The organism is Polymorphobacter megasporae, assembly GCF_018982885.2.
Lineage (GTDB): Bacteria > Pseudomonadota > Alphaproteobacteria > Sphingomonadales > Sphingomonadaceae > Polymorphobacter_B > Polymorphobacter_B megasporae.
This window is the reverse complement of record NZ_CP081848.1, coordinates 417,400-443,761: the sequence shown is the minus strand read 5'-3', so window position 1 is coordinate 443,761 and position 26,362 is coordinate 417,400. Positions and strand designations below refer to the sequence as shown.

Sequence of the window (26,362 nt, the reverse complement as noted above, 5' to 3'; positions counted from 1 at the left end):
GAAAATAGAGTCGACGAACGGGTCGTTCAGGTTGTAGTTGCGCTTCGCCGAGCGAGCCTTGCATCGAGGGATATTGGGCCAGCGCCGAAGATCCCGAACAGCGCGACGAGGAAGGCCCAAAGTACCGGAAACTCCCAGCCGCCTTCCGGCAGGGCCCAGCTGTATCCTATACTGAAATGTCCGCCGATCCATACTGTGAATAGAAGATAGAAGGTGCCAAGGATCGCCACTATGCGGGTTAACAGGCCGAATGCGAGGCCGACGCAAACCGTGATCTCTACTAAACCGGCTAGCACGACCGACGCCTCTGGCAGTGGCATCCCGACCTTGCCGAAATATCCGACAAAGGCGTCGAACGGAATCGGTCCTGCAAGGACATGCCCTGTGAAGTGGGATATGAACATCAACCCTACGTAGGTACGCAGCGTTGCAGTCAACCAGTCGCTCGAACTGAAACATGTGCCCTCGCAACCTTTGGTGATCGAACGGTGTGCCTGTGCCAAAACGTAGATCAGTGCGACGGCCACGAGGACGACGGTGAGCGGCTCGAAGAGAGGAACTCCTGGGCCGGTTTCGCCCAATATCAGCACACTCAGCCTGGGTGCGGGCTGTCCCGCTGGGATAAGCCAAGTCGTCGAAAGTAGGCGACCGACAGTCAAGCCGGGCAGTAGGATGACCAACGGTTCAAAGAAGAAGCTATCCGCATGAAGCATCAGTAGAGCGACGCCACCGGCTACAACGCTCGAAAGTACGACGACGACTACGAGCGTCCATAGGGGGACCGGGTAGGTTGTGATCGCGATGAGAGAAGCGGCGCAGAAGACGGCTGCGACTGCGGCGTAGGCGAAGCGCAGTAGTTGGATCGACTGCGGCATCCAGGCGCTTTGGTGATCGAGGCCGAAGCCTACCACGCGAGCTAGCCTTCTGGCGATGACAAGGCCTATGCGTTGCGCGGACTTCGTTATGCCTGCCGTACTGCGTTGAAACTCGACGGTCATAGACAATCTTTCCGATTAGCAGCGCCTCGCCGGGCGAATTGTTCAAGCTTCACCGTAGGAGTCTAACAAGTCGAAGCAGCTGGGATAGCCTTGGAGGTCATTCAGTGTCGGCATGCTGTCTCTGCAAAAAAGGCACACTCACGCGTTAAACTAGCGTGTGAGCGCGAACGCCAACCAGATCTGCAGAAGCATCGGTATTTCTGAGGCCCGCGAGGACAACGATATATTAGCATCTCTATGTGATCATGAGAATTATACCGACGCCAACGTCTGTCTGCAGCTGCGTGCATCAGAGACCCAGTCTCATTGTGTGTTACTTTGGATAACCTTTTTCGGGCTTAGGGCAGTCCGGTTTCGGCTGGGGTACCGCGTGTGACAACGGGCGTTTTATCGCGCTGCTTCAATGCCCATTGCGCGATCTCGTCCTTGCGCGCGAACCAAACACCCTCGCGGCTTTTCGCGTAGGTCAGGAAGCGGTCGAGCACCCGGATGCGATTGGCATGCCCACTTAGCCTATCGTGCATGCTCAGCACCATCATTCGGCGCCGACCGCTGCCCTCCTCATAGAGCTGATCGAACTCGTCGCGCAGCGCCTGCTCGTGCGCTGCGGGATCGTACGACTGAAAGGGAAAGAGCATGTCGTTCATGTGAATTGTGTACGGGAGCATGACAAAGTCGCGGCCGCGCACCCGCAGGATGAACGGTTCGTCTCGGTCGGGTTCGTCGATGCTGTAGAGGAAGCCGAGGTCCTGCAAGGTCTCCGAGATATGGATCGAGTTTCGCAGCCAATACGCGTTCCAGCCAACCGCCCGCTGCCCGGTGATCCGCTGGATCGCTTCCACCGAATCCTGAATGAACGCCTTTTCCTCTTCGCGCGGGAGATCATAAGACGCCGACCACGTCCGGCCGTGCGCTGCTGCCTCATGCCCACGGTTCACGATCTCGCGAGCGAGCTCGGGATGCTTCTCGATCGCCTTGCTGATCATGAAGGCCGTGACCTTGATCCCGTGCTTGTCGAACAGGTTCAGTGCCCGCGGGATACCCTCATTGGGGCCGTAAGCAAAGAACGCGTTAGTGGGGTGATCCGGAAACCCCGGCTTGATCGGCTCCGTAATCGGACCACCGGCCCCAGAGATCGGCTGTCCGCCTCCCTCGAACATCAATGAGATGCTCACCGCAAGACGTGCGTCGTTCGGCCAGAAGCCACCGCCACCTGCTTTGGAGCGTGTTGTCGTTTGCGCCGCTGCTACATCAGTGGGTGCTGCTATGACTGCCGCATCGGTGGGTGCTACTATGGCTGCCGCTGCTATTGTCGTGAGCGATGCACCAGCGAACTCACGACGCGTTAGTGCAGAATTGTCTTCGATGTGGCTATTGGGCATAGTTTTGCTCCTGCGCGACATGAGGCGCGGTTGACTAATATGAGGTCGAGTCTCGGCTCTTCGCGTATTGCTAACTGGCTGCGCCGCCCACCGCCCAGGAGGAAGAGAATAATCCGATTGGCACCGAGGCAATTGATCAAGGTTATCCCACCAAGAAAAACTTGGCCTAATTTGATCTGCCCGAAAACAACCGGCCAGGGTAGGCCGGTCTGCGATCCGAGTACCATCATTGATCGCACAGCCAACCATGCAGATTGGTTACTCATCGGTGTCAAAGGCCAATGGTGGCTAGATCCCTGCCCTTCAGCAAGATGCGCTAATCGCGGCCGCCATCGATCGCGACCATTTCTAGGAATATGCAGCATAGGGCCGGCTGAAAAGCGACCGGGGCGGGATGACTGCCTCAAGGCGCTGCGCCGTGATGACGCGCTGATCATATGGAAGCTCGACCGGATCGGGCGGACCCGCGCCATTCGCCAACACGAATGGGGACTTGACGAAACGCGGTGTTGGGCTCGAAGTGCTAGCAAGTGAAGGTGCGTGGATCGACACCGCCAACACGAACGGAAGGCTAATCTTCGCAATCTTCGCCGATCTCCAAGTTCAAGCGAGAGCTAATCGTCGAACGCACCTGCGCTAATCTCGCGTCCGTACGCGCACGTGGCCGGCAATGGCGGTCGTCTGTTCAAGATGATGCCGGCCAAACTTCGGCTTGCTTAGGCTTCTATGGCCCGAACCAAAGGCCGCTGAGCTATGTGCGAACTCGGTATTACGCGGCAGACGCTGTATTGGCACGTGAAACCAAAGGTAAAGATCAGACCCGGTGGTGAGAAGCCGCTCGCTCAACGTATTCGGTAAAAGCTCCAGCCTGCTTAATCCCGTCTTGCTCCTCCACGCCGCGGGCCAAGAAACGTGCGACCGTCACGGCGCAACAATATCCGATGCTGGACCAGCATCACGATCAATATGAACGAGAGCGGTGAGAAAACTTCCACTTAGCCGACCCACGTCGCCAGACAGCCGCTGCTGTATCTCGGTTACGATCAGTCCACCACATCACGAACCCTATCGCCCGTTCGGAGCACCCAGCGATATATCCTTGAACATTTCTGCTATCATGCGGGCATCTGGTTTCATGGGACGCTACTAGGTTGATCGCATCTGCCTCGCAGAGAAAAACAACTTAACATTCTACCATATAAATGCATTTTATGATGGAATGGAGAATGTCATGAGAAACCGAAAACTCGATATTGCCTTCTGGAATTACGACCGGACCCGCCTGCTGGCTGACGGCACCGTCAAGATCGATGGCGTCGACGCGACCTTCCACAGTGCGCGCATCGTACCCCAGATCTTCGAAGCGATGATCCAGCAGCGCACCTACGACGTATCCGAACTGGGCATGACCTATCTCCTCCGTACCTTTGTGAATGGCGAATCACCGTTCGCTGCAATACCGGTGTTTACGAACCGCGCGTTCCGACACGGCGCTATCTATATAAACAGGGCAAGCGGAATTAAACGTCCCGAGGACCTTCGGGGTAAACGGATCGGCGAACTCGCTTTGTACGGCCATGACGCGGGCGTGATGTCCAAGGGGATCTTGTCGGACGAATTCGGCGTCAGGCCGGACCAATGCCGCTGGTTGATCGGCGGCATCGATTTTCCGATGGACCCAGTCGATTTCGTGTCGCGCCCCGTGCCTGCAGGTGTCGAAGTCGAGTACGCCGACAAGGGCGTGGATCTTGGTGATCTGCTCGAGGCTGGCGAGATCGATGCGCTTATCTCGGCTGACATTCCGAAATGCGTGCTTGAGAAATCACAGAGGGTGGGACGTTTGTTCGAAGATTACGAGGCGGCCGAGAGGGATTATTACCGCAGGACCGCCATTTTCCCGATCATGCACACCGTCGTCGTCACCCGCAAGCTGGCGGCCGAACAGCCAGAGGTGGTGAAGGCCGTCTATCAGGGTTTTCTTGCCGCCAAGAACCAGATGGCCGAACAATACGTGAAGGGCATGACGTTCAACAACATGGATGTCATGGTGCCCGGGTTTACGAAGCTGATCGGCGACAGACGCGACCTCCTTGGAGACGATTGGTGGCCCTATGGTATCGGTGCCAATCGTGCTGCGATCGATGCAGTGCTTCGTTATCATTGCGCACAAGGGCTGACGGATCGCCTCCTGACGATCGAGGATGTGTTCGTTCCCGGTCTACTCAATAGCTGACGAACAGGGCAGAACGCACCGACATGAGGAGTTGCCCACGAAGATCGTCTGCCTCAAGAGCATGTGGCTACTTCGAGGACATCGCCGCATGGAAGGCGCATCATGCGACGAGCGGCGCAAAGTGCGCGTCGGTCGCTGGTAACTTGATAGCGCCATCGGTCTCGAGTGGAAGAAGCGGACCTCGACGATCGATCTCCCGACCGGTCCCAAGGTGTCCAGAACGACGGTACTATCGATCGAACATTAAGCCGTTATTGTAGCCTTCCGCCGACATACGCTGCTGTCGGTGGACGACTGCCTTTACGCGCTGCAGGCCAGCATCTCGCACCTAACGCGCTCATCTTTCCACCGCTGTTTGCGGTGCCACGACATTTTGCAGCGCATCTCATTTGTGGGGGACGTTCTCGTCCGCGCCAAGTTCAAGAGCTACCCGATCGGCTACTTCCACATCGATATCGCCGAGGTTCGCAGCGAGCAGGGCTCTATCTTTTCGCTGCGACCGACCGCACCTCCAAGGTCGCCTCCGTCGAGCTGCGTTAGAAGGCAACCATCAGGGTCGCAGCCGAATTCCTTCTGCACCTCATCGCCGCGGTGCCGTGCAGGGTGGACACTGTGCTCACCGTCAACGACATCCACTTCACCGATCTCAAGTACCCGGGCTCGGCTGTCGAAGAGGTCCAGCGCGTTATCGCGTATGGCGAACTGTTCCGCTGCCACTCCTTCGCGCTCGCCTGTGCCCAGAACGACATCGACCACCGGCTCACCAAGCTTTGCCACGCCTGGACCAACGGGCAGGTCGAACGGATGAACCGCAGCATTAAAGAAGCGACCGTCAATCGGTATCACTACGACACGCACGACCAGTTCAGGCAGCATCTTGGCGACTTTGTCGCCGCCTACAACGTCTGTCGCAGCTCAAGACCCTCAAAAGCCTCACCCAATCCGAAGCTATATGCAAAGCGCGTTTTGCTGAGCCTCATCGATTTACGTCAGATCCAATCCATCAAATCCCGGGACCAAACATCTCGGGCTTGATGAGTGCATGTCGTTCTGAACGGTGCAGCTCACGGCCGATCTACATGAGCCGGATCGAGCGCTAGGATCACGATCGTCCCGGTCGCAGACCTGGTCGGCCAAGTTATCGAGGTAAAGCCGGCCGCCACGGCAACCTTCTGGACGCCGCCTGTCGCGAAGGTGATAACGCCCCCGCCGATTGCTCCGCCGAGGTCCTTACCCCAGAGCCGGCGACCATTAGTTGCGTCGATTGCGTAGAAATTGCCGCCCATGTCTCCGAAGAAAACCAGTCCTCCCGCGGTGGGCGCCACACCGCCCATGATAGGATAGTTGGATTTCACACGCCAGCGCCATGCTCCGGTATCGGCGTCGATCCCGTACAACCACCCGGCCCAATGGCCGTAGGGATCGGCTTTCCCATAGGCGTCGTAGGGGTTGAGCGAAGTATTACCCGTGTAGGGCGCGCCGATTTTCACCGAAGAAATCTCCTTCTCGGATTGCATCTTGACCGAAAAGCACCAGTCCGTCTCGCCGACGATCACAAGGTTCGTGGTAGGGTCGAAGGCGGGACTGTTCCACTCGGCACCGCCATTGGTCCCTGGGCAGAAGTGAATGTTCTTTCCCACCTCGAAAGGCGCTTCCGCATTCTCAACCGTAGTGACAGGCGTGCGGTAGATCATGGCGCCGGTCGTGAGGTCAAAGCCGTACAACCTCCCGTCCTTCGGAGCAACGGAGAGGACACGGCGGCCTCCGCGGGTTTGGATCAGCACGGGTGCCGACGAAACATCCCAGTCATGCCAATCTCCCGGTGCGACCTGAATCGATTTCACGAATGCACCGGTTAACGCATCTAAGACGACGACCGACTCCGAATAGAAATTGGCCCCATCGCGGACCGATTTGATGAAATCGGGGCCCGAGTTTCCGCTGGGTATGTAAAGCCTTCTACTCTCCGGATCCAAGGTGTAGGACGTCCACGTAGCGCCACCCGTTACTGGGTTTCCGACGGTATTGCGCCAAGTGGCCTTGTCGAGAGGTGACGCGCCCTGCGGACCCCGGATGCGATCGCCGCGACTTCTGGGCACAAGATAGAACTCCCAGACGATCCTGCCGCTTTTCGCATCGAGGGCGTACATGCGCCCCTTGTTTCCCTTGCTGTCTCCTCCTGCGTTGCCGATGAAGACCAGCCCGTGCCAAGCGATGGGCGCCGCCGGCGTCGTCTCCGCCATCTTAGGATCGGCGATGGTCGTTTGCCAGAGCCGCTTGCCGGTGACGAAGTCGTAGGCCAAGACACGACCGTCCTGGGTTCCCCGGAAAAGCATGCCATTTAGATAGGCGGCTCCGCGGTTCACGGCGAGAAGATTTGCCGGTTTATAGTCTTCGTGGGTTCTCCAATTCAAATGGCAATTTGCCGGATTCAAAGAAAAGATATCGTGTTCCGTCGTCGCGATAAGCGCCCCCTCGACGACGATCGGGCCGACCTCGAACGACGTTCGCTGGTGCGTGTCGTACGTACACAGCACCTGGAGTCGCGATACATTGGCCACCGTGATCTGGTCGAGCGCCGAGAAGCGCTGCGACGTCGGCGTCTTGTTGTAGCTAGGCCAGTCCATCGCGGTCGAACCGTCCGCCATCGAGGCGTTGTCCGGCGTGTGCCGGGGAACGACCGTGACGCCGCCGCGAGCAGCCACCTCCGTCGTCATCGTTCCTGGAGCAGCTGATTTGGTCTCGTACGCGGTCAACGCGCTACCCACGACAGGGACCGCGTCATTCCAAAAGATATAGAGTGCGCCGGCTGCAATCAAGCCGGCGGTAGCGATCGCCCCGGCTACGTAGGTGAAGCTTTTTTTCGACATGTTATTGTTGAAACACCTCCGAGCAGAACCGCGGCGCTCAAAGGTAGAGCCCACCAATTATCATCATCGGGTAAGCATCGAAGCTTAGTCGATCTCCGCCCAGCTGCGGAACGGACTAGACCGGCGACGAAGCCCCTTTGCTGATATACATTATAGAATCTGTCATTTTACGCTTGGCCTCGCTTGGGTCATTGCCTGTGTGGAAGCCCTTCAAAAGGTCGAGCGGCATACTACGAGAGTCTATGTCAAAACGGCCTCTTAACGGTGGAGGGAGGATTTCGGTGTGAATTCCGGCAGTTGCGAGAATGGATCTACTAGGCATCATGGAGATCTCATTGCCCGCGCAGCATAGCCACACTGGCCTGAGGATCGTGCCCCGAGCCGTCTCGTAGTTTGCCGGCGAGATCACGACGATCTCGAGCAAGGCCGGACTTATCAGGTGGCCATTACTGCAGCCTGACAAGAAATTCTCGCTCGAGTTCTCAACGCTTTCCAGCATCATGTTGCGCGAGCCCTGGACCGCCCATTCGTCGTTCCGGTTGATCAGCATCGCATCGACAAGGCGGGTTCCATCATTGATAGGGCATATTCCGACGAAGTCGGTGCGCTGCTTGCTCCGAAAGAATGCTTGTGCGCACCAGAGAGCATTTGCTTAAAACCGCGCAGTCCCCGGCGCGCAGCAACAACGACCCGCTACCGGTCTCATCTGCCACTCCGACCGCGGCGGCCGATGCACGTCGGACGTGAAGCAAGGAAATCGTGGCAACGCAGGTCGTGCGTCGATCAGCCGGACCGCTTGCTTCTACGAAGCTTCAACGGAAAACCTTCTTCCATACGCATAATGTCGAGTCTGCTCACCAAAGCTGACGGGCAACCCGCTGGACGGCCCGTACCGACCTTTTCGGCTATCGCGAGTGTATTATAATCGGCGGCGCATTAAATCCGCTCTAAGCTATAAGATCTGCGAATAGGCCGAACGTATCATGGCCTAAGCCGGTATCCCCCAAGGTGGGGGACCATCAGGTCGATCAACCTCCCGCGGATGGACATTTCACATGAGCGCGACCGATTCCCGCCAGCCCCAGAGATTTCCGACGTTGACCGTGCCGCAGATCGAAACAGCGATGCGCTTCGCGAGTGGCGATGCCGTAAGGTTCGCGCCAGGCGAAGCGTTGTATGCAATCGGCGACGAAGGGGTGCCGGCGTGGCTGGTGCTGGCAGGGTCGATTGAGGCCGTCCGTCGCGACGGTATCAGCCGCGAAACACCGATCTCAACGCATCGAGTGGGCCAGTTTACTGGCGAGGTGAGCCAGCTGGCGGGCCGGCCGACGCTGGCCAGCGCCCACGCCGGGCCCGAGGGTTGCACCGGGCTGCCGTTCGATGCGGCGCACCTGCGTGCGCTAATAGTCGGTTCGGCCGACATCGGCGAAATCGTGATGCGAGCACTGATCCTGCGGCGCGTGAGTCTGATCGAAGCGGGCGGCGCGGGCTCGGTCATCGTCGGAGTTCTGGCGAGCCCCGAGGTAGCGAAACTTCAGGGATTTCTCACGCGCAGTGGCTATCCCAACCTTGTTCTCGACGCGGCGGTCGATGTCGAAGGGCACGACCTCGTTATGCGCCTTGGTGTCCTGACGCACGAGTTGCCGCTGATGGTGTGCCCAAATGGAACCGTGCTGCGCAATCCGTCGACGATCGAGGTCGCTGCGTGCCTCGGCATGGTTGCCGAACTCGATCCAACAAAGGTCTACGACGTGGCGATCGTCGGTGCCGGGCCCGCGGGACTCGCGGCGGCGGTCTATGCAGCCTCTGAAGGATTGTCGGTGATCATTCTCGACAACACAGCAATGGGCGGGCAGGCGGGCCAGTCTAGCCGGATCGAAAATTATCTCGGCTTTCCAACCGGCATCTCGGGACAGGCGCTGGCCGGGCGTGCGTTCAACCAAGCGCTCAAGTTCGGGGCCGAGGTCGCGATACCACTCGGCGTCGATGGCCTCGATTGCTCGCAGGCCGATCAGGGCGCCGAGTTGGTGTTAAAGCTGCCGGGGGAGCGGTATCTACGTGCAAAGACAGTCGTCGTCGCTTCAGGAGCCCGTTACCGGCGCCCGGATGTGCCAGGGCTGGCGGAGTTCGAAGGCAATGGCATATCCTATTGGGCTTCGCCGATCGAGGCGAAGCTGTGTGCGGGCGAAGCGATCGCCCTTGTCGGTGGCGGCAATTCCGCCGGCCAAGCAGCGGTATTTCTCGCGCCGCAGGTCGAGCGACTGCACCTCATCGTACGCCGGCCGGTGGCGGCGACGATGTCGAAATACCTCATCGATCGGATCGCTGCGTTGCCAAATGTCGAGCTTCACATAGGCTGCGAGATTGTCGCGCTCGAAGGCGATCCGATCACCGGACTTTCGGGGGCTATCTTTCGCAATCGCGAGGACGGCCATGAGACGCATTGCACAATGCGCCACCTATTCCTTTTCCTCGGTGCGGATCCCAACGCTGCGTGGCTGAAGGATTGCGTCGCGTTCGACGATAAAGGGTTCGTGACCACCGGTGAAGACTTCAGAGGGGCGGCGGTCAACTACGGCCGCTCCGTGCTGCCGCTCGAAACTAGCCACCCCGGCGTCTTTGCAATCGGTGACGTGCGAGCCGGATCAACCAAACGGGTCGCTGCCGCCGTCGGGGAAGGCGCGGCAGTTGTAGCGCAAATTCACCTAGCGTTGTCCTACCGTGCAACCGCGGTCGAGGCACGATAACTGGTCGTTACCCACGACGTGGTGTCGCTCCCGGTTTGCCATCGGCAATCTCGATTAGGTTAGGTTGGACACCCAACCGGCGGAGATCATCAAGGACCGAGGATACCATGAGATTCGCACGCTGCCGGAAAGGAGCGTCGATGCACTCCCAGTGGTCCGAGCCTTCGACAATTTGTTCTCAGTCAAGGCCGCATTAGGAATCTCGTCGTCGGCGGTCGCCTCGGCCAACGCCTTAAGTTTCGCGTGAATGGTCGCGATCCACTCGGCCCGCCATTTACCAACTTTGTTAGGACGCCGAGCCCGAGGCGCTACTCAGCGCCCATCTCCTCGAAGCTTGGAAGCGACGTTTGGGGGCGAAGCGCAGCGGCTGTTTCACGTGAAGGGTGGAGTTCCGTGGCCGATGACACCGTAGCGATTTGCACAGATCATCTCCACCGATCATCTAGGATGTCGATCCGACGCAACACCGCGAGGGAATCAATCACGCTGTTAACGCTCTTTATCTTGGCACCTCCGGGGCATCGGCGATCCACCCCGGCATGGTACGATCACGGGTCTGCTCCCTCAGCAAGGCGCCCCGCTGGCTAGCCTCCATCGCTTACAGCAGTACCGAGGCGACCTTTCGCAACGGCGTGGTCCCAAGCGCCGGCGACGATCCCGCCGCCGATCCCAACGGCATCATCGCCACCATCCCCAGGAGGCGGCTGCCGGGCATTTCGACCGATCAGGACGAGCTTGGCTTCAGCGAGAGCCACATTCTGACTGAATTATTGGTTTTTCGCACATCAAGCGTAAACGGCGCGGATCAGCGTGCGCCAGATCCGTGAGCTTCTGATGCGGATGCTCTGTTCCGCTGCTACTCAGACCCCTAGGCTCAGGACCTATTAAAGTGCTTGCGGAGACGGTGATCGGTTGATTCAATGGCGACGCCAGGGAGGCGTCGTGGTGAGTGATTTGATCTGGTTGTCGGCGGCACAGATGCGTCGGATCGAGCCGCACTTTCCCCTGTCGCATGGGGTGCCGCGCGTCGACGACCGGCGAGTGATCAGCGGGATCATCTTCGTGATCAGGAACGGGCTGCGCTGGCGCGATGCGCCCAAGGACTACGGCCCGCACAAGACGATCTACAACCGCTTCATCCGCTGGAGCCGGCTGGGTGTGTTCAACCGTGTCTTTGCAGCGCTGACGGCAAAAGGCGGCAAGCCCGACCAGTTGATGATCGATGCGACCCACCTGAAGGCACACCGAACCGCCGCGAGCCTCCTCAAAAAGGGGCTCTTCCCCGATGTATCGGACGCACCAAAGGCGGCCTGAACTCCAAGCTGCACGCGGTCTGCGACGGCCAGGGCCGACCGCTGGTCATGCTCCTCACCGAGGGGCAGACCAGCGACTACAAGGGCGCAGCGCTGATGCTCGACGCCCTGCCCAAAGCGAGGGCCATGCTCGGTGACCGCGGCTATGACGCCGACTGGTTCCGCGCCGCCCTGATCGCCAAGGGCATCACACCCTGCATCCCAGCGAAGGCCAACCGCAAAACCCCGATCCCGCATGACCGAACCCTCTACCGGCAACGTCACCGCATCGAGAACATGTTCGGCAGGCTCAAGGACTGGCGGCGCATCCACACCCGCTATGACCGCTGCGCGCACGCCTTCTTCTCGGCCATCGCGCTCGCCGCGACCGTCATCTTCTGGCTGTGATCAATGAGTCCTGAGCCTAGTTCTTCCGAAGTTGCAACATCAAGCACCGAGCGCCCAGGCATCGGGAAACCCTTCCCATGCGCCGCAGCATTCCTCTCATTTCTGATTTGCTCGTCGAGCGTGTTGGAACTGGCCATCATCCCTCGTTTCCGAGCTCTTTGGTCTCGCCGAGCGAATGGGAACCAAAGGTGCCGCCGATCGGTCGGCGTTTACGTGGGACCTACTTTCCCCGGGTTCGACAGGCCGAGTGTTAGCGCTTCGCGAGCACTCATAGCGCTCTGACGCCATCACATTGCGCGTTAAACATTCGGATTGATAGAACACGCACGGCTTTCTCACGAGCCGAAACGGGATCTTGGCAAGGATTAAAAGAGCAGTTGTATTAATTAGAACGGAAATCTTCGATCCATCTATTTATGAGTGCATTTAGCGGTCGACCTTAACTTAAATCAATCGCAAGCAAATCTTCATCTGCATAAGTAGCGTGGTGACGGCGGCTGACCGCGACCATGATGTACTTGTCGTCAATGCTCTTGGTGAACCGGCAAAAGGCGAGGTTTCGCGAGGTGAAAGACATAAAGTGCATATCGATGGCAAGAAAGCATCCGGACACGATACCCTCTGCAAGCTCGTGGCTTTAAGACAGCCTCGTCATCTGCCTTACTGAAAGGCAGATGACAATGGCTCAGAAATCCGGCGCCGCCTAACCCCCAAGGCCGCCGGTAGGCGCCTCGCCATGCTCCCGGCGAGGCGCCGCTATCCTCTGTTTCCAGCGCTCATCCGTCGGCTTATCCTGAGGAACATTCGTGACCGAGACTAGCGAGTACGCGGCCTATCACCGAGCCGAGGTCAACGGCATCCGCATGTTCTATCGCCGGGCTGGCAGCGGGCCGCCGGTCGTGCTGCTACACGGCTTTCCCGAAACCTCGCATTGCTGGCGCAGGATCATACCCGTCCTCGCAGAACATCACACGGTGATCGCTCCCGACCTACGGGGCTGTGGCGCCTCCGACCGGCCGGAAATGGGCTACGACAAGCGCACGGTGGCGTCGGACGTAAGGGAGTTAGTCCGCCAACTTGGGCTCGGGCAGGTTGACCTCGTCGCTCATGATGTCGGCATGATGGTCGGCTATGCCTATGCGTGCGCCTACCCCGACGACGTGCGACGGCTGGTGCTCATGGAGGCGGCACTACCCGGCCTGGGACTTGAAGCTCTATATGACGCGGCCAAATATCCGCGCATGTACCATTTGCCGCTGTTCGAGGCCCCCAACGCTTTGGCGGAGGCACTGATCGCCGGGCGTGAGCGGATGTTCGTCGAGCATTTCATGCGTCAGCAGGCTTATAATCAGGATGGTCTCGAACCGGAGGCGCTGGACGAATACGCCCGCTGCCTTGCCGCTCCGGGGGCGCTCAGTGGGGGCATCGGCTATTTCCGTGCTCATCGGATCGATGCCGTACACAACCGCGACTATGCCGAGACTAGGCTCGCGATGCCCGTGATGACGATCGGCGGCGCCGCGAGCTTCGGGGCGGACCTGAAGGGGCAGGTCGAGCCGCTGGTCGAGCACCTCCACCACGTCATGATCGAGGAATGCGGTCATTATCTCGCCGAAGAGCAGCCCGGCCGCGTGGCTGACGAGTTGCTCCGGTTCTTCGCGGGCTAAGCCGATGAGCACCCTTCCATTTATCGCCAGTGCAACCATCGACGGCGAGCTTTTCGACGACGCGCGCATCCGTAACGAGGAACTCATACGGGCGCGCCACGCGCTTGAATATCTCAAGGGGCGGATCGGCAATTCGCTGATGCGTGAGTTGATGGCGGGCGATATTGCGGCCACGATGGCGTGCGCGCGCGGCCGGATCGATGCATCGGAAGGGCGTTGGCGGACCGGGGTCACCGAACTGGTCGTTCCGGGTCCGGCAGCAGCCGTGTTCCGCCAGTGGTACGAGCAGGCTATGGGCAAGCGCCGTGAGGTGGTGCTGCGCGCGGGACATCCAGAGCATTTCGTGCTGAACCCAGGCGACGGCGGGATCGAGGTCGTCGAGAATGTCGGTGAGACGGACCTGCCGTGGCATATCTTCTACCGATCGCTGCCGGAAGATGCGTTTCCGATGAAGTGGGATCCGGCTTATCCGGTACGTTTCGGAGCGGAGATAGTCGACGGCAGTGGGCTGCGTGTCGGCTATACCATGCACCAGTCGTGCGATGCTGCCGACGGTATGCACCTGCATCTGCGAACCTTGCTGCCCGAGGCCGCGCCGCGCGAGCTGGTAGACCGGCACCTTCGGCATTTCGCGATTGAGTTTACCAACTGGACACACGCAGCGTGGCTGGAATCGCAGGAGGCGAGCGCATGAACTTGACCCGTACCGCGGATCAAAGGACGCAACTCGGATCATCGGAGTCCTTCACTGGAACCGCTTGGCAGCAGACTCTGGCGGTCGGCGACGCACCGGCCCCGCTCCACGTTGCACGGGTTACGTTCGAGCCAGGTGCGCGCACCGTATGGCACACGCACCCGCGCGGTCAGATATTGATCGCCACCATCGGCATCGGCCGTTGCCAGACACAGGGCGGGCCGGTGCTGGCACTTTTGCCCGGCGACAGCGTGTCGATCGCGTCGGGCGAGAAGCACTGGCACGGCGCCGCACCCGACCAGCTATTTGTCCACATCTCGCTCCAGTCGGAGGGGGAAGGCGGTGAGCAGGCGATCTGGTTGGAGCCTGTATCGGACGAGGACTATGGGCGTTTGCCCGAGCGGAAGGGATGAGACGATCATAAAAATCCGTTACCGCTCCGTCGCACCTCTCCAACGGCAGAGTCATGCCGATGTTTGAGAAGCTGCTCGGTGAGCACCATAACGCGTTCACCCCGCAAAGCGTCGGGAAGCCGGTGCCGCGAGTGGATGGACGTGCCAAGGTGACAGGACAGGCACGCTTCACGGCAGAGCATCGGCTGGAAGGTCTTGTTCACGGCGTCGTGATCGGCAGCGCGATTGCCCGCGGTCGGATCGCTTTGGTGGACACCCGCGAGGCGGCGGCGCTGCCGGGCGTCATTGCGGTCGTCACGCCAGCCACGGCGCCCAGGTTGGCGCCGCTGCCCGACAAGGTGCAGGGCATTCAGTATTCAGGCGAGGGCGGTCTTATCGAGATGCTGTTGCCGATGCAGGACGATGCCATCCACTATGCCGGCCAGGCGATCGTCATGGTAGTGGCGGAAAGTCTCGAGGAGGCAACCTACGCAGCGTCGCGGGTGACGATCACCTACGACGAGGAGACGCCGCGACTCGATCTCGACCTCGCAACCCGGCGATCCAAACCCGATAGCTATTGCGGCATGGAACCGCTCCAGTTGTCCACGGGCAACCCCGCGAAGGCCTTCGACGAAGCCGAGGTGCAGCTTGAATGCCAGTACAAAACCCCCGTCCACACCCACAGCGCCATCGAAACGCTGGCGACGGTCGCCGCTTGGGAGAAGCACGACGGCAGGAACTTGCTGACGCTCTACGACACGACACGGGTCATCAAAACCGCTAACACTGTTCTCGCCCATTGCCTCGATATGCCGGAAGCCGACATTCGTCTTGTCGTTAAGTTCCTGGGTGGTTCCTTTGGCTCGAAGGCGTGGATGTTCGGCAACGTGCTTCTCGTAGCCAGCTGCGCGCGAATGATCAGTCGCCCGCTTAAGGTGGAGTGGAGCCGGCAACAGATGTTCGAGCTGAACGGCTATCGCCCCGAGACGCGTCAGACGATCCGTATGGGCGCGACGCGCGGTGGCAAACTGATATCGCTACGACACGATGCGGTGACACCGACTTCGATGGTGAGCGGCTATCCCGAGCCAGTCACCGGCATGACGATGATGATGTACGAAGTACCAAACCTCGCCATTTCGCAGGAGATCCGGCACCTCGACCTGCCGACGCCGTCGCCGTTGCGCGGCGTCGGTGTGCTGGCCGGCGGCTGGGCACTCGAGACCGCGATGGACGAACTAGCGCACGAGCTCGACCTAGACCCTATCGAGCTTCGGATGCGAAACGACGCGAAGAAGGGACCGATGTCGGGCCATCCCTTCACCGCCAAGCATCTCGACCGATGCCTCAGGCGCGGGCAGGAGCTTATTGGATGGGAGCGGCGGCGGCCGCCTGGCGAAGGCCGCAAGGGGCGCTGGGCGCCAGGCTTGGGCGTCGCATCGAGCACCTTGCCCGCCGTGCTCGATCAGGCGTCCGCCCACGCGACCTTATTTGCTGACGGCACCGTTGAGGTGCTGAGCGCCACCCACGAGATCGGCAACGGCGCCTATACCGTCTTCAGCCAGATCGCCGCCGACGCGCTTGCGCTGCCGATCGAAGCGGTGCGGTTTGATCTGGGCGATTCCGCCTTTCCAAGCTCTCCGATCACCGCCGGCTCGCGGACGACCGCCAGCGTAGGAGCGGCGGTTCTCGACGCCGGGTGCAAGCTGATCGACGCGCTGAAGGATCTGGCGCGCCACTCGAACGACGGGCCGCTGTTTGGCGCGGGGACCCACGACATCGTCGCCGCCGACGGACGCTTGACGCTGCTGACCGATCCGGGTGTCGGCGAGACGTACGGTTTCATCCTTCGCCGCAGCTTTAAGGACAAGCTGGAGGCCGACGGCGTATTCACGCCGACGTCGAAGAGCAAATTTGCGGTGTCAGCGCTGACCGAGCAATACGAGATGCATTCGTTCGGTGCGGTCTTCGCCCAGATACGCGTGGATCTCGATACCGGCGTCATCCGCGTGCCGCGTTTGGTCGGCGTGTATGACGTCGGCCGCGTCATTAACCCGCGCACCACGGCCTCGCAGCTGCGCGGCGCGATGATCGCGGGTCTTGGGGGTACGCTGACCGAAGAAGGATTTTTCGACCCGAACAACGGCCGCGCCGTCATCCGTAACCTCGCGGACTATCATATCCCGACATGCGCGGACGTCCCGGAGATCACGGTTGAGACCCTCGACATCCCCGACCCGCATATGGGAGCGCTCGGCGCACGCGGGTTGGGAGAGCTCGGCACCAACAACGTGCCTGCCGCGATCGGCAATGCACTGTTCAATGCCACAGGCAAGCGCCTGCGCAGCCTGCCGCTCACTCCCGATCGTGTAATGGAGGCGCTACGATGACCCCTTTCCTTTACGAGCACGCAAGCGACGTAGCCGACGCGATCGCACGCATCAGGCGCGCCGAGCATGCGCAGTTCATCGCCGGCGGTACCAGCCAGGTCGACCTGTTGAAGGAGGGTGTTCAGCACCCCGCCGTGCTGGTCGATATCTTCCGCATCGGCCTTGACGCGATCACCGAGACGGAAAGTGGCGGGATCAGCATCGGGGCGAACGTCCGCAACTCCGTTGCTGCCGATCACCCCGTAATCCGCGATCGCTATACGGGGATTGCGGAGGCGCTGCACGCCGGTGCGTCACAGCAGATCCGCAACATGGCCTCGATGGCCGGCAACCTTCCAGTGTACGCGCTGCCCGTATATGCGCGACCCGGCACAGCCCTGCAACAAGCGAGACCCCGGTAGCGGCTGCGCGGCGGTGCGTGGGTTCAACCGCCTGCACGCGATCTTCGGACAGACCGACGAAGGTCCAAAATCTCCTTTTACCTGCATTGCTGTCCACCCCTCCGACATGGCGGTGGCGATGGCGGCGCTCGACGCGGCGATCGTGATCGAGAGCGGCAGAGGCGCGCGCCGGATCGCCTTTGATGACCTTCATCGGCTGCCGGGCAACGATCCGTCACGCGATACCAACCTCGCGCCCGACGACCTGATCGTCGCGATCGAACTGCCGGCGTTCCATGGCCGCTCGCATTATCTCAAGGTTCGCGACCGTGCTTCCTACGCATACGGGCTCGTGTCTAGTGCGATCACAGTGGAGATGGACGGCGACCAAATCGCACGGGCGCGGATCGCGCTGGGCGGCATCGCGCACAAGCCTTGGCGGTTACCGGCCGCCGAGGCGATGTTGGCGGGAGAGCGGCCGAGCGAGGACCTCTTCCGCCGTGCCGCCGCCGCCGGATTGGAAGGCGCTCGCACGTATCCGATGAATGGTTACAAGCCAGAGCTGGCCCGCGTGCTGGTCGCCCGCGGCCTGGCCGAGACGACAGGTTTGGAACCGCTGCAAGGCGCTGCGGGGACTGCCTTCGCCGCTAGCGTCGGCGGCATCGCCGGCGTGCGCGAGGTCGCATGACCCCGACGAACCAAAACCGCGAGATCGTTCGCGGTGCGTTCGACGCCTGGGCAGCCGGTCGCAGCAGCGTATTCGACGTGCTAGCCGATGACGCGGTCTGGACGATCCCCGGCACGACCCCAGGCGCGGGCGAGTGGCGTGGGCGCCAGGAGTATGTCGACGCCGCCGTCACGCCGTTGTTTGCACGGCTAGCCGCACCCGCCCGGCCGGAGCTGACCGGCATATGGGCGGATGGCGATGAAGTTATCCTTCGCTGGCGACAGAACACACCGCTCAAGGCGGGCGGATCGTACTGCAACGAGTATGCCTGGTTCTTCACGATGCGGGATGGACGAGCGACGGCCGTCACCGCCTTTCTTGACCTGCCCGCCTACGCGGCAGCCACAGGAACAGCCGCATGACACTGACCGGACGTGCGCTCGAACTGTTTCACCTGGGCGAGGGGCCGCCCGATCAGTTAAAGCGTTTCGACACAATCGGACTCGACCTCCCGCGCGTGGATGGCCTCGCCAAGGTGACCGGCGCGGCGACCTATGCCGCCGAGTGGCCGGTCGAGGGGCTCGTCCACGGAGCCGTCGTCGACAGCGCGATCGCGCGGGGAATTATAAAGTCGATCGATGTCTCCGCCGCACTCGCCACGCCGGGTGTCCTGGCGGTCGTCACGCACGATAACGCGCCAAGGCTGGCGGGCTATCCTGAGAAGGGCGCCGGCTTTCCGCTCACCGGGGAGGGCGGCCTAGGCGAAGTGCGGCAGCCATTGCAGGCGTCGGAGATCCATTACGGCTCACAATCGATCGCCGTCGTGATCGCCAAGTCGGCAGAGCAGGCACGCTTTGCCGCCAGTCTGGTGACAGTGGACTATGTCGCCGAAGTTCCCGAAACCGACATGGACCGAGCCAGCCGGACGACCAAGCCCGAGGCCTTCTCCGGCGGAGAGCCGCTCCAGCGTGATGGTGCGTCGGTCGAGGCCGCGTTCGAGCGAGCGCCCGTTCGCATGGTGCGGGAGTATCGGAACCCGGTCTACTACCACAATCCGATCGAGATCTTGGCGAGCATCGCAAGCTGGGAGAAGCGCGACGGCGTCGACCACCTGATGCTCTACGACACGACGCGGTCAGTCGATATGCTGCGCGATGTGGTGTGCCACTCTTTCGGGCTGCCCAAGGCCCAAGTCCAAATTGTGTCGAAATTCATCGGTGGAGCGTTCGGATCCAAGGCGTGGACGTTCCATAACCCGCTGCTGGTAGCCCTTGCCGCTAAGGTCGTGGGGCGGCCGTTGCGACTGGAGTGGCGACGGCAGCAGATCTATTCAATCGGCGGCCATCGTCCGGCGCAGCGACATATCATGCGCATCGGCGCGCAAGCGGACGGGAGGATGCTGGCGCTCCATCACTGGACGCGCCAGCACAGCTCCATGGTCAGCGGCTATACCGAATACGGCTCGCGCATGACCAAGATGATGTACGCCGTGCCCGAACTCGGCTTCACCAACGAACTCGCGCACTTGAACCTGCCGAGTCCCAGCGTGATGCGCGGTCCCGGCTTCCTCACCGGCGGTTGGGCGTTGGAGACCGTGCTAGACGAACTGGCGTGCGAGCTCGACATCGATCCCATCGAGCTGCGCCTGCGCAACCACGCCGACATCGACCCTGACAGCGGGCTGCCGTTCTCCAACAAGCATCTGCTAGACTGCTACGCACGCGGCGCCGAGCGGTTCGGCTGGGACGCGCGACCCGCGAAACCGGGCGAACGGCACGCTGGGCGCGATCTGGTTGGCTACGGCATGGCAAGCGCGATGCATCCTGCCGCTCAGCAGGAAGCCTCCGCCGAGGTGACGCTCCACGCCGACGGCACCGCTTCGGCCAAAAGCGCCACGCACGAGATCGGCAACGGCGCCTACACGGTTTTTCGTCAGATCGCCGCCGACGGCGTTGCACTGCCGATGGAGAAGGTGACGTTCGATCTCGGCGATACCAATTTTCCTGCCGCCCCGCCGACCCATGGCTCACTTACCACCGCGACCGTTGGTCCCGCGGTGCTGGATGCCGCCACCGACGCAGTCGAGAAGCTCAAATTGATAGCTGGCAACGACAAGGCGTCGCCGTTGTACCACGTCAAGCCGGCTCGGATCGCGGCGGGCGTCGGCCGACTACACTTGGTAGACGACGTTGCGGTCGGCGAGGACTACGCTACCATCCTCGTCCGCGCCGGACTGACCAAGGTCACCGGGAAGGCCGACGTCAAGCCCGGGCTGGAACGGATGCGCTACGCCTTCTACTCGTTCGGTGCGGTGTTCGCGGAGGTGCGTGTTGATCCCCAAACCGGCGTCGTCCGCGTGGCGCGCTTGTGCGGGGTCTATGACTGCGGCCGGTTGATCAACCCCCGAACCGCGCGTTCGCAGTTGATGGGGGGCATGATCTTCGCGCTGGGCGCTACGCTAACCGAGGAAGCAGTGTTCGATCCGGTCAACGGGCTACCGGTGGTGCGCAACTTCGCCGATTATCACGTGCCCAGCTTCGGGGACGCGCCGGAGATCACGATCGAGGTGCTGAACATTATCGACCCGCACGTCGGCGAACTCGGCGCGCACGGCGTGGGCGAACTGGGTACGAGCGGCGTGCCGGCTGCGATTGGCAACGCCATCTTCAACGCGTGCGGGGTCCGGCTCCGCTCGCTTCCCTATACTCCCGACAAGTTGATCGAGGCGAAACTTTATGGATGACGCACATACCCTCAAACTCAAGGTAAACGGCCAGGAGCATCGGCTCCGTCCCGACCCGCGCACCACCGTCCTGGATGCGCTGCGCGAACAGATCGGGCTGACCGGCACTAAGAAGGGGTGCGACCACGGTCAATGCGGCGCCTGTACCGTCCACCTCGACGGCAAGCCCGTCCTGTCCTGTCTCCTGCTCGTTGCAGGTCTCGCGGGGCGTGAGGTCATTACGATCGAGGACATCGAGGGGCCTGATGGGACGCTTCATCCGATGCAGCGGGCCTTCATCGACCAAGACGGGTTCCAGTGCGGCTATTGCACGCCGGGGCAGATCATGTCGGCGATCGCGTGCGTCAACGAAGGGCATGCGGGCACGCGCATGGAGATACAGGAATTCATGAGCGGCAACCTCTGTCGTTGCGCCGCATACCCCAACATCATCGCCGCGATCGAGGAGGTGCGATCCCGCATGTCCGCCGCCGAAGGGGCGGGGCATGAGGCACCTTCCTAATTAGTTGCGGTTACGTGCTGCCGGTGTCACCGCCGGCGCGATATCGGCCCTAATCGACGTCCGCATCTACACGCTGGAAGCGGTCGGATAGACTCTTCGGACATAACGAACTTCGCCGACACCAGCGATCACTACGGGGGCACATGGGCGATGCCGGTGACGTGCTTTCGAATCCACGACAGGGCCGACTAAATTCTGTGGGACGTCACCAGATCGCCGGGCCATGCCGGTCTGGTCATGCCCGGCTACGTCTTCAGCGCGATCTCGATCGGCCCGGCATTCCCGGCTCCCTGGATCACACTCACAGGCCTGGTCCTCAAGTACTCGTTTAGCGAGCGATCAGGCGATGCGGCCTCCGCCGTCGACGCTCACCGTCGATCCGGTCGCGAAGAGATTCGTTGCGACGAAGAGGATCGCCTGCGCCACGTCCTCGGGCTGTCCCATGCGGCCGACGGGCAAGGTCGACCGCATGCGCTCGTACAGCGCGCGGCGGGCCTCGACGGACATCCGGTCGTGTAGTGGCGTGTCGATGAGGCCCGGCGAGACAGTGTTCACCCGGATGGGAGCGCGTTCCAGCGCAAGCCCCCTGCCCAATGCCTCGAGCGCGGCATTGATGGCGCCTTGCAGAACCGAAGTGGCGGAAGGGCGTTGTGATAGGACGCCGGAGATAAAGGTGATCGAGCCGCCTTCGTTGACCTTGGCCGCTCGCGCGATCCGGTACGCGCCCCAGAACTTGCTCTCCATTGCGGCCTTTGCGTCATCGAGGGGAAGGTTCGCGACAGAACCCGCGAGGGTGCTCGCCGCGGTCACCACGACGTGATCGAAGAATGGTCGATCAGCGAAGAAGAGCTCGATCGCGTTGTTGTCTAGAAAATCCAGTTGCGCCGCCTCGCCGCCTATGGATTGGGCGACCGTCTCCACACTCGCCTCCGTGCGGCCCGCGGCCGTTACGACCCCACCGGCCTGGGAGAAGGCCTCGGCAGCCGCCCGTCCGATGCCGCCGGCGGCGCCCACGACGAGGACGCGCTGCCCGTTCAGATCAATCGACATGGCTGTAACTCCGGATAAGAGGGCATGAAAGTGTCTTTAACGATACGCCGTCCCAACATGTATGACTTGGCGACGATGGTTCGAAAGCCGGTCAGGGTCATGTGTTTCCTTCCCGCACATTCGCGATTGCGTATCGCCCCGCTGCGCCCGCACCTGGGATGTGTTGTGGACCGTCGCCCGGCTTCAGGCGATGCCGCGAACGACACCACCATCCACCCTCAAAGCTGCTCCGTTCGTCGCTGACGCCTGCTCCGAGCAGACATACACGATCATGTTGGCGACCTCGTCCGTGGTAGCAACACGGCCGAGCAAGCTGGTCGGCCTCATCTGCCTGACGAACCGCCTTTCGGCTTCTTCCTGACTGATTCCTTCCCTTTCGGCTTCTCCGGCGGAGAAGTTGCCCATGATCTCCGAGCGGGTCGGTCCGGGCAGCACCGCATTCACGGTCACGCCGGTCTCCGCCACGGCTTCTGCGAGCCCACGCGAGACGGCAAGCTGAGCTGTCTTGGTCATGCCGTAGTCCAGCATTTCCTTGGGGATATTCAGCCCGGACTCGCTCGATACGAACACCACGCGGCCCCAGCCGCGAGCTACCATGCCCGGCAGATAGTGCCGGCTCGCGCGCACCCCGCTCATGACGTTCAATTGGAACAGCGACAGCCAGTCCTCGTCCGGGATCGCGGCGATGTCAGCGAGCCCGCTGTATTCGCGTAGGTAGGCCGTGCCGACATTGTTGACGAGAATGTCCGCGTCGGGCGAATGAGCGACCAGCGTCGCTATGCCTTCCGCCGTTGCCATATCGGCGGCGACACCGGAGATGGAACTGCCGGGGACGGTGTCGCGGATCCGTTGCACGGCGGCGGTGACACGGTCCTCGCCACGCCCGTTGACCACGACAGAGGCGCCGGCACGAGCCAGCCCCTCGGCCGTTGCAAGGCCGATCCCGGCGGTGGAGCCGGTGACGATCGCCACGCGGCCGGTGAGGTCGATGATCAAAGCGTAATTCCTTGAGTGAATTTTATGAGGTCTTGAAACACGAGCGGACCCCTTTGGCGTGCTCGCGCCTAAATGCGCTTCCACTTCCGAGCGCACGATTTCAGTTCCGAAGAGGTCCAGCCCTCGATCGGACATTCGTGAGGCCGTGCACGCTTGCGCCACCGATTATGCTCGCAGACTACGGCGCTCAGCCTTTAATGAGCGCAGGCGGCTCGACGAACGTGGGCAACTTCATACCCTGGTCGTGCAGGTAGTTCGCGAGGTCGAGCGAGTTGTCGGCGACGTCCCAATGCGTGACCATACCATTCTCGATACGTAGCAAGGCCGTCTCAACCGAAGTCCCGCTTGCCCCAGTCGGAGCGATCCCGTTGAACGGTCCGCCATCGTGCTTCCAGTGCAGGTTGAACGTCAGCATGCCACGGTCGCCGAGAACGTAATGGTCGATGAGGTCTACCCGGGGCCTGAAGGCCGTCGTGAACGCTTTCTGGAACTGTTTGAGTATTTGAAGACCGTTGATGTTCCGCCCCGCCGGACTGTTGGCCTTGACGTCGGAACGTATGACTGCGTCCCAGCGATCAAGTTCGTCCAAGGCGATGCCCTTGTAGATCTCGAGGGTGATGTCCGGATTGCCCGCAGCGGGGAGGCGCTGAACCGCGACCGGCGATTGAGCCTTTGCCGCCTCTCCGGCGATCAGGGCCGCGGCGGCCGCGGTCGTTCCTGCCAGCACGGTTCGGCGTGAAAGAGGTGAAGCGGGGGCAGCTGGTTGTTTCATGGGATCTCCAAAATTGGGCCACGCTCCGGCCCCTTATCGTACAAGTGGCGCACCTCCGCCGGTCGCAGTAGGAGGGTCAGGGTTGGTTGTTTCGTTCCAAGCTGTCCGCAATGCAACGGGACGAAGGGCAATCAATCGCTGGCGAAGTTACGCGGTGTGTTACATGTCATCGTCTTAGTTTCCGCCCGATCACAGTGGATTTTTAGCCGTATCTTTGCTCAGCATGTTTGATCTCAATCAACTCAACGACTTTTTTTTAGTCTACTACGGCGCGGGACACGGACGTCGGCACCTAAGAGACCGTTTGAGAATGGGTTGAAGCGGCGGCGCGGGCGTGATTCAAGCTTGGGATGTGGACCCGAGCGAGCCGTGGCCGGATGGCTGGATTTGAGCAGCGAGCGGAGCGCTACCCGACCGATCTGACGGACGAGGAGTGGCGGTTTATCCAGCCGTTTCTGCCGCCCGCGGCAAAGCGCGGGCGCAAGCCGACGACGGATCTTCGCGCGGTGCTCGACGCCTTGCGGTATCTTGCTCGGACGGGTGGCGGTTGGCGGATGCTGGCGAATAACTTTCCGCCGTGGCAGACGGTCTATTGGTGGTTCCGGCGGCTTGTGCGGCGGCTGTTGTTTCGCACGCTCCACGACGTCACGCTGATGCTGGACCGGGCGCGCGAGGGTCGTGAGCAAAGCCCGAGTGCAGCAGTGATCGACAGTCAGTCGATCAAGGCTCCGGCGGCACAAAGCCGTGGGTTCGACGCCGGAAAGAAAGTTCTCGGTCGCGAGCGTCACCTCGCCGTGGACACCGACGGGCGGCTATTGATGATCAACCTGACGACGGCCGACATCTCCGACAGTGCAGGCGCGCAGGCGATCGTTGCCGCGATCCGCAAGCGGTGACCCTGCCTCAAGCACCTGTCCGCCGATGGCGCCTATGACCGCACCAAATTGATGGACGCGACCGTCTACCGGGACTTCATCCTCGAGATCATCCGCCGCACCGACAAGGAGGCCGGCTTCAAAGTGCTGCCCAGGCGATGGGTGGTCGAGCGAACCTTCGGCTGGATGACACGATGGAAGCGCCTGGTGCGCGATTACGAGCAGCGGATCGACGTCTCCGAAGCCATGGTCCACGTCGCCCACGGCAGCCTCATGCTACGACGGATCGTTCACCCGTGAGCATTCTCAAACGGACTCTTAGAGCTTGCGCCGGGCATGTCCCCCTCACGGGGTCGCTGCACGAAAGTGATGTTTGTGCGCGCTAGGACAGAAAGAATAGCGAACGACTATCGGCGTTGGGGCTAACGCCTGAAGGAAATTACGATAGTCTTATCGAGGAACGCGCGATGCCTTCGTCATCGACGGTCTGATGGAAAGCGGCATGCGCCGCCTCGTAGGTCGCGAAGATGTTGTCCCATACAGTAGAAGCTCCATTCTCATATTCAACTTCGAGCGATAATTCCGCGACATTCCCCGATCAAATGATATTCACCCTCACGATGATGCCCTACTCAGTGATAATTCTAGACAGGCTCAAAGTGACAATAAGCTAGGTCTGGCCGGCGCCGAAAGAATCGGCGTAGCGCACAAATTCCCGCTGCTTGCGCGTTGGACATCCTTGGAAAGGTGCTGACTAGGGCACGCCACGACCCTCGCTCGCTGGGAAAGGACTTTATGCGGTTGATCGACCACTGAAAGTCGCTCGTTGAGACAATTGGTTTCGGTTGTCCGCTGACTCTGAGTGGGTGCGGTAATCAGAGCCAGCGAACGACACTAGGTTACACAATCGAACCAAAAAATCAATGTAGCAGGTATCTTGTTAACTTTGGAAATCACGATTTATTATCGCGAATTTTGTCGGTGGGTCGTTACCGCTCGTTAGCGACCGCCAACCCTTGCCGTTTATTCTCTAAACGCACTCGACGACCGTCGTAGCTTTGAGCATCCGCCTGCAACAGCCCAACTCGCGGCATAGGCATTCTGACCGAGACGCAGAGTTCCGCGGCGTCATCCCAGCTGAGATATTGCAGCCCCCCACTTTGGCGTATCGGGGAGGTTAGTCTCAAATACGATTCGACGAAGGCGGCGAGATGCGGGTGGTGGCCGAACGCGATTTTGTCGCCAATGCACCCCGCGTCGAACGTCAGAGGGGAACGCGCTTCTTTCGAATTAGGAAGAGG

The 26,362-nt window shown here is 61.0% G+C and carries 19 protein-coding genes and 2 pseudogenes; 15 read left to right on the top strand and 6 right to left on the bottom strand.

Translation table 11 applies throughout. From position 1 onward, the window contains the following. Positions 1-26: 26 nt before the first annotated feature. Entirely contained in the window at positions 27-998 is a 972-nt protein-coding gene (locus KTC28_RS02080; RefSeq protein WP_216711273.1) for a DoxX family protein, read from the bottom strand. 338 nt (positions 999-1,336) lie between these two features. After that, entirely contained in the window at positions 1,337-2,380 is a 1,044-nt protein-coding gene (locus tag KTC28_RS02075) for a polysaccharide deacetylase family protein (RefSeq protein WP_216711274.1), read from the bottom strand. Positions 2,381-3,611: 1,231 nt separating this feature from the next. Here KTC28_RS02075 and KTC28_RS02070 point away from each other — a divergent pair. Next, positions 3,612-4,613 (top strand): type 2 periplasmic-binding domain-containing protein, encoded by a 1,002-nt coding sequence (locus tag KTC28_RS02070; RefSeq protein WP_216711275.1) that lies wholly within the window; start codon positions 3,612-3,614, stop codon positions 4,611-4,613. A 163-nt stretch (positions 4,614-4,776) separates the two neighbouring features. Beyond that, a pseudogene (locus KTC28_RS22630) lies at positions 4,777-5,638 on the top strand (integrase core domain-containing protein); the annotation flags it as partial. A gap of 39 nt (positions 5,639-5,677) precedes the next feature. Here the strand turns inward: KTC28_RS22630 and KTC28_RS02060 are convergent. After that, a complete protein-coding gene (locus tag KTC28_RS02060; protein ID WP_216711277.1) occupies positions 5,678-7,483 on the bottom strand; it encodes a pyrroloquinoline quinone-dependent dehydrogenase in 1,806 nt (601 codons plus the stop codon). A gap of 1,055 nt (positions 7,484-8,538) precedes the next feature. Between KTC28_RS02060 and KTC28_RS02055 the strand changes: the two genes are divergently transcribed. The 12 genes from KTC28_RS02055 to KTC28_RS02005 all read left to right on the top strand — a co-directional run bounded on the left by KTC28_RS02055 (position 8,539) and on the right by KTC28_RS02005 (position 21,368). Next, entirely contained in the window at positions 8,539-10,230 is a 1,692-nt protein-coding gene (locus KTC28_RS02055; protein ID WP_216711278.1) for an FAD-dependent oxidoreductase, read from the top strand. 632 nt (positions 10,231-10,862) lie between these two features. Continuing rightward, positions 10,863-11,057 carry a hypothetical protein gene (locus KTC28_RS02050; protein ID WP_216711279.1) on the top strand — a complete coding sequence of 65 codons (195 nt, stop codon included), beginning with the start codon at positions 10,863-10,865 and terminating at the stop codon, positions 11,055-11,057. Between the two features lie 118 nt (positions 11,058-11,175). After that, positions 11,176-11,930, top strand: a protein-coding gene (locus KTC28_RS02045) for an IS5 family transposase (protein ID WP_223132275.1) whose coding sequence is annotated in 2 segments (ribosomal slippage) — positions 11,176-11,509 and positions 11,509-11,930 — 756 coding nt in all. Because the reading frame shifts where the segments join, the coding sequence is not laid out codon by codon here. 806 nt (positions 11,931-12,736) lie between these two features. Next, the gene (locus KTC28_RS02040; protein ID WP_216711397.1) at positions 12,737-13,597 is read left to right on the top strand and encodes an alpha/beta fold hydrolase; all 861 of its coding nucleotides are present in this window, start codon (positions 12,737-12,739) and stop codon (positions 13,595-13,597) included. Positions 13,598-13,601: 4 nt separating this feature from the next. Then, positions 13,602-14,291: a hypothetical protein gene (locus KTC28_RS02035; RefSeq protein ID WP_216711398.1), complete on the top strand. Its 690-nt coding sequence runs from the start codon at positions 13,602-13,604 to the stop codon at positions 14,289-14,291. Further along, positions 14,288-14,704: a (R)-mandelonitrile lyase gene (locus KTC28_RS02030; RefSeq protein ID WP_216711399.1), complete on the top strand. Its 417-nt coding sequence runs from the start codon at positions 14,288-14,290 to the stop codon at positions 14,702-14,704. The genes KTC28_RS02035 and KTC28_RS02030 overlap by 4 nt, the downstream gene beginning before the upstream one ends. A 59-nt stretch (positions 14,705-14,763) precedes the next feature. Continuing rightward, positions 14,764-17,076 (top strand): xanthine dehydrogenase family protein molybdopterin-binding subunit, encoded by a 2,313-nt coding sequence (locus KTC28_RS02025; protein WP_216711400.1) that lies wholly within the window; start codon positions 14,764-14,766, stop codon positions 17,074-17,076. Then, positions 17,073-17,477 (top strand): FAD binding domain-containing protein, encoded by a 405-nt coding sequence (locus KTC28_RS22625; RefSeq protein WP_255602192.1) that lies wholly within the window; start codon positions 17,073-17,075, stop codon positions 17,475-17,477. Before KTC28_RS02025 ends, KTC28_RS22625 begins: the two co-directional genes overlap by 4 nt. Further along, a complete protein-coding gene (locus tag KTC28_RS02020; protein WP_255602191.1) occupies positions 17,434-18,144 on the top strand; it encodes an FAD binding domain-containing protein in 711 nt (236 codons plus the stop codon). Before KTC28_RS22625 ends, KTC28_RS02020 begins: the two co-directional genes overlap by 44 nt. Then, entirely contained in the window at positions 18,141-18,545 is a 405-nt protein-coding gene (locus tag KTC28_RS02015; protein ID WP_216711401.1) for a nuclear transport factor 2 family protein, read from the top strand. Before KTC28_RS02020 ends, KTC28_RS02015 begins: the two co-directional genes overlap by 4 nt. Next, positions 18,542-20,866 (top strand): xanthine dehydrogenase family protein molybdopterin-binding subunit, encoded by a 2,325-nt coding sequence (locus tag KTC28_RS02010; protein ID WP_216711402.1) that lies wholly within the window; start codon positions 18,542-18,544, stop codon positions 20,864-20,866. Before KTC28_RS02015 ends, KTC28_RS02010 begins: the two co-directional genes overlap by 4 nt. Further along, on the top strand, positions 20,859-21,368 hold the full coding sequence (locus tag KTC28_RS02005; RefSeq protein WP_216711403.1) for a (2Fe-2S)-binding protein: 510 nt from the start codon (positions 20,859-20,861) through the stop codon (positions 21,366-21,368). The genes KTC28_RS02010 and KTC28_RS02005 overlap by 8 nt, the downstream gene beginning before the upstream one ends. A gap of 339 nt (positions 21,369-21,707) precedes the next feature. Here the strand turns inward: KTC28_RS02005 and KTC28_RS02000 are convergent, their stop codons facing one another. The 3 genes from KTC28_RS02000 to KTC28_RS01990 all read right to left on the bottom strand — a co-directional run bounded on the left by KTC28_RS02000 (position 21,708) and on the right by KTC28_RS01990 (position 24,186). Further along, positions 21,708-22,418 carry an SDR family oxidoreductase gene (locus KTC28_RS02000; RefSeq protein ID WP_216711404.1) on the bottom strand — a complete coding sequence of 237 codons (711 nt, stop codon included), beginning with the start codon at positions 22,416-22,418 and terminating at the stop codon, positions 21,708-21,710. A gap of 183 nt (positions 22,419-22,601) precedes the next feature. After that, on the bottom strand, positions 22,602-23,414 hold the full coding sequence (locus tag KTC28_RS01995; RefSeq protein WP_216711405.1) for an SDR family NAD(P)-dependent oxidoreductase: 813 nt from the start codon (positions 23,412-23,414) through the stop codon (positions 22,602-22,604). Positions 23,415-23,601: 187 nt separating this feature from the next. Further along, a complete protein-coding gene (locus KTC28_RS01990) occupies positions 23,602-24,186 on the bottom strand; it encodes an ester cyclase (RefSeq protein WP_216711406.1) in 585 nt (194 codons plus the stop codon). A gap of 350 nt (positions 24,187-24,536) precedes the next feature. Between KTC28_RS01990 and KTC28_RS01985 the strand changes: the two are divergent. Beyond that, a pseudogene (locus KTC28_RS01985) lies at positions 24,537-25,361 on the top strand (IS5 family transposase). Positions 25,362-26,362 lie beyond the last annotated feature (1,001 nt).

Coding starts and splice junctions, on each gene's coding strand:
- KTC28_RS02070 (WP_216711275.1), top strand. CDS start 3,612: ATGAGAAACCGAAAACTCGATATTGCCTTCTGGAATTACGACCGGACC.
- KTC28_RS02015 (WP_216711401.1), top strand. CDS start 18,141: ATGACCCCGACGAACCAAAACCGCGAGATCGTTCGCGGTGCGTTCGAC.
- KTC28_RS02025 (WP_216711400.1), top strand. CDS start 14,764: ATGTTTGAGAAGCTGCTCGGTGAGCACCATAACGCGTTCACCCCGCAA.
- KTC28_RS02060 (WP_216711277.1), bottom strand. CDS start 7,483: ATGTCGAAAAAAAGCTTCACCTACGTAGCCGGGGCGATCGCTACCGCC.
- KTC28_RS01990 (WP_216711406.1), bottom strand. CDS start 24,186: ATGAAACAACCAGCTGCCCCCGCTTCACCTCTTTCACGCCGAACCGTG.
- KTC28_RS02000 (WP_216711404.1), bottom strand. CDS start 22,418: ATGTCGATTGATCTGAACGGGCAGCGCGTCCTCGTCGTGGGCGCCGCC.
- KTC28_RS02010 (WP_216711402.1), top strand. CDS start 18,542: ATGACACTGACCGGACGTGCGCTCGAACTGTTTCACCTGGGCGAGGGG.
- KTC28_RS02055 (WP_216711278.1), top strand. CDS start 8,539: ATGAGCGCGACCGATTCCCGCCAGCCCCAGAGATTTCCGACGTTGACC.
- KTC28_RS02035 (WP_216711398.1), top strand. CDS start 13,602: ATGAGCACCCTTCCATTTATCGCCAGTGCAACCATCGACGGCGAGCTT.
- KTC28_RS02005 (WP_216711403.1), top strand. CDS start 20,859: ATGGATGACGCACATACCCTCAAACTCAAGGTAAACGGCCAGGAGCAT.
- KTC28_RS02020 (WP_255602191.1), top strand. CDS start 17,434: ATGCGCGACCCGGCACAGCCCTGCAACAAGCGAGACCCCGGTAGCGGC.
- KTC28_RS02075 (WP_216711274.1), bottom strand. CDS start 2,380: ATGCCCAATAGCCACATCGAAGACAATTCTGCACTAACGCGTCGTGAG.
- KTC28_RS22625 (WP_255602192.1), top strand. CDS start 17,073: ATGACCCCTTTCCTTTACGAGCACGCAAGCGACGTAGCCGACGCGATC.
- KTC28_RS02030 (WP_216711399.1), top strand. CDS start 14,288: ATGAACTTGACCCGTACCGCGGATCAAAGGACGCAACTCGGATCATCG.
- KTC28_RS02080 (WP_216711273.1), bottom strand. CDS start 998: ATGACCGTCGAGTTTCAACGCAGTACGGCAGGCATAACGAAGTCCGCG.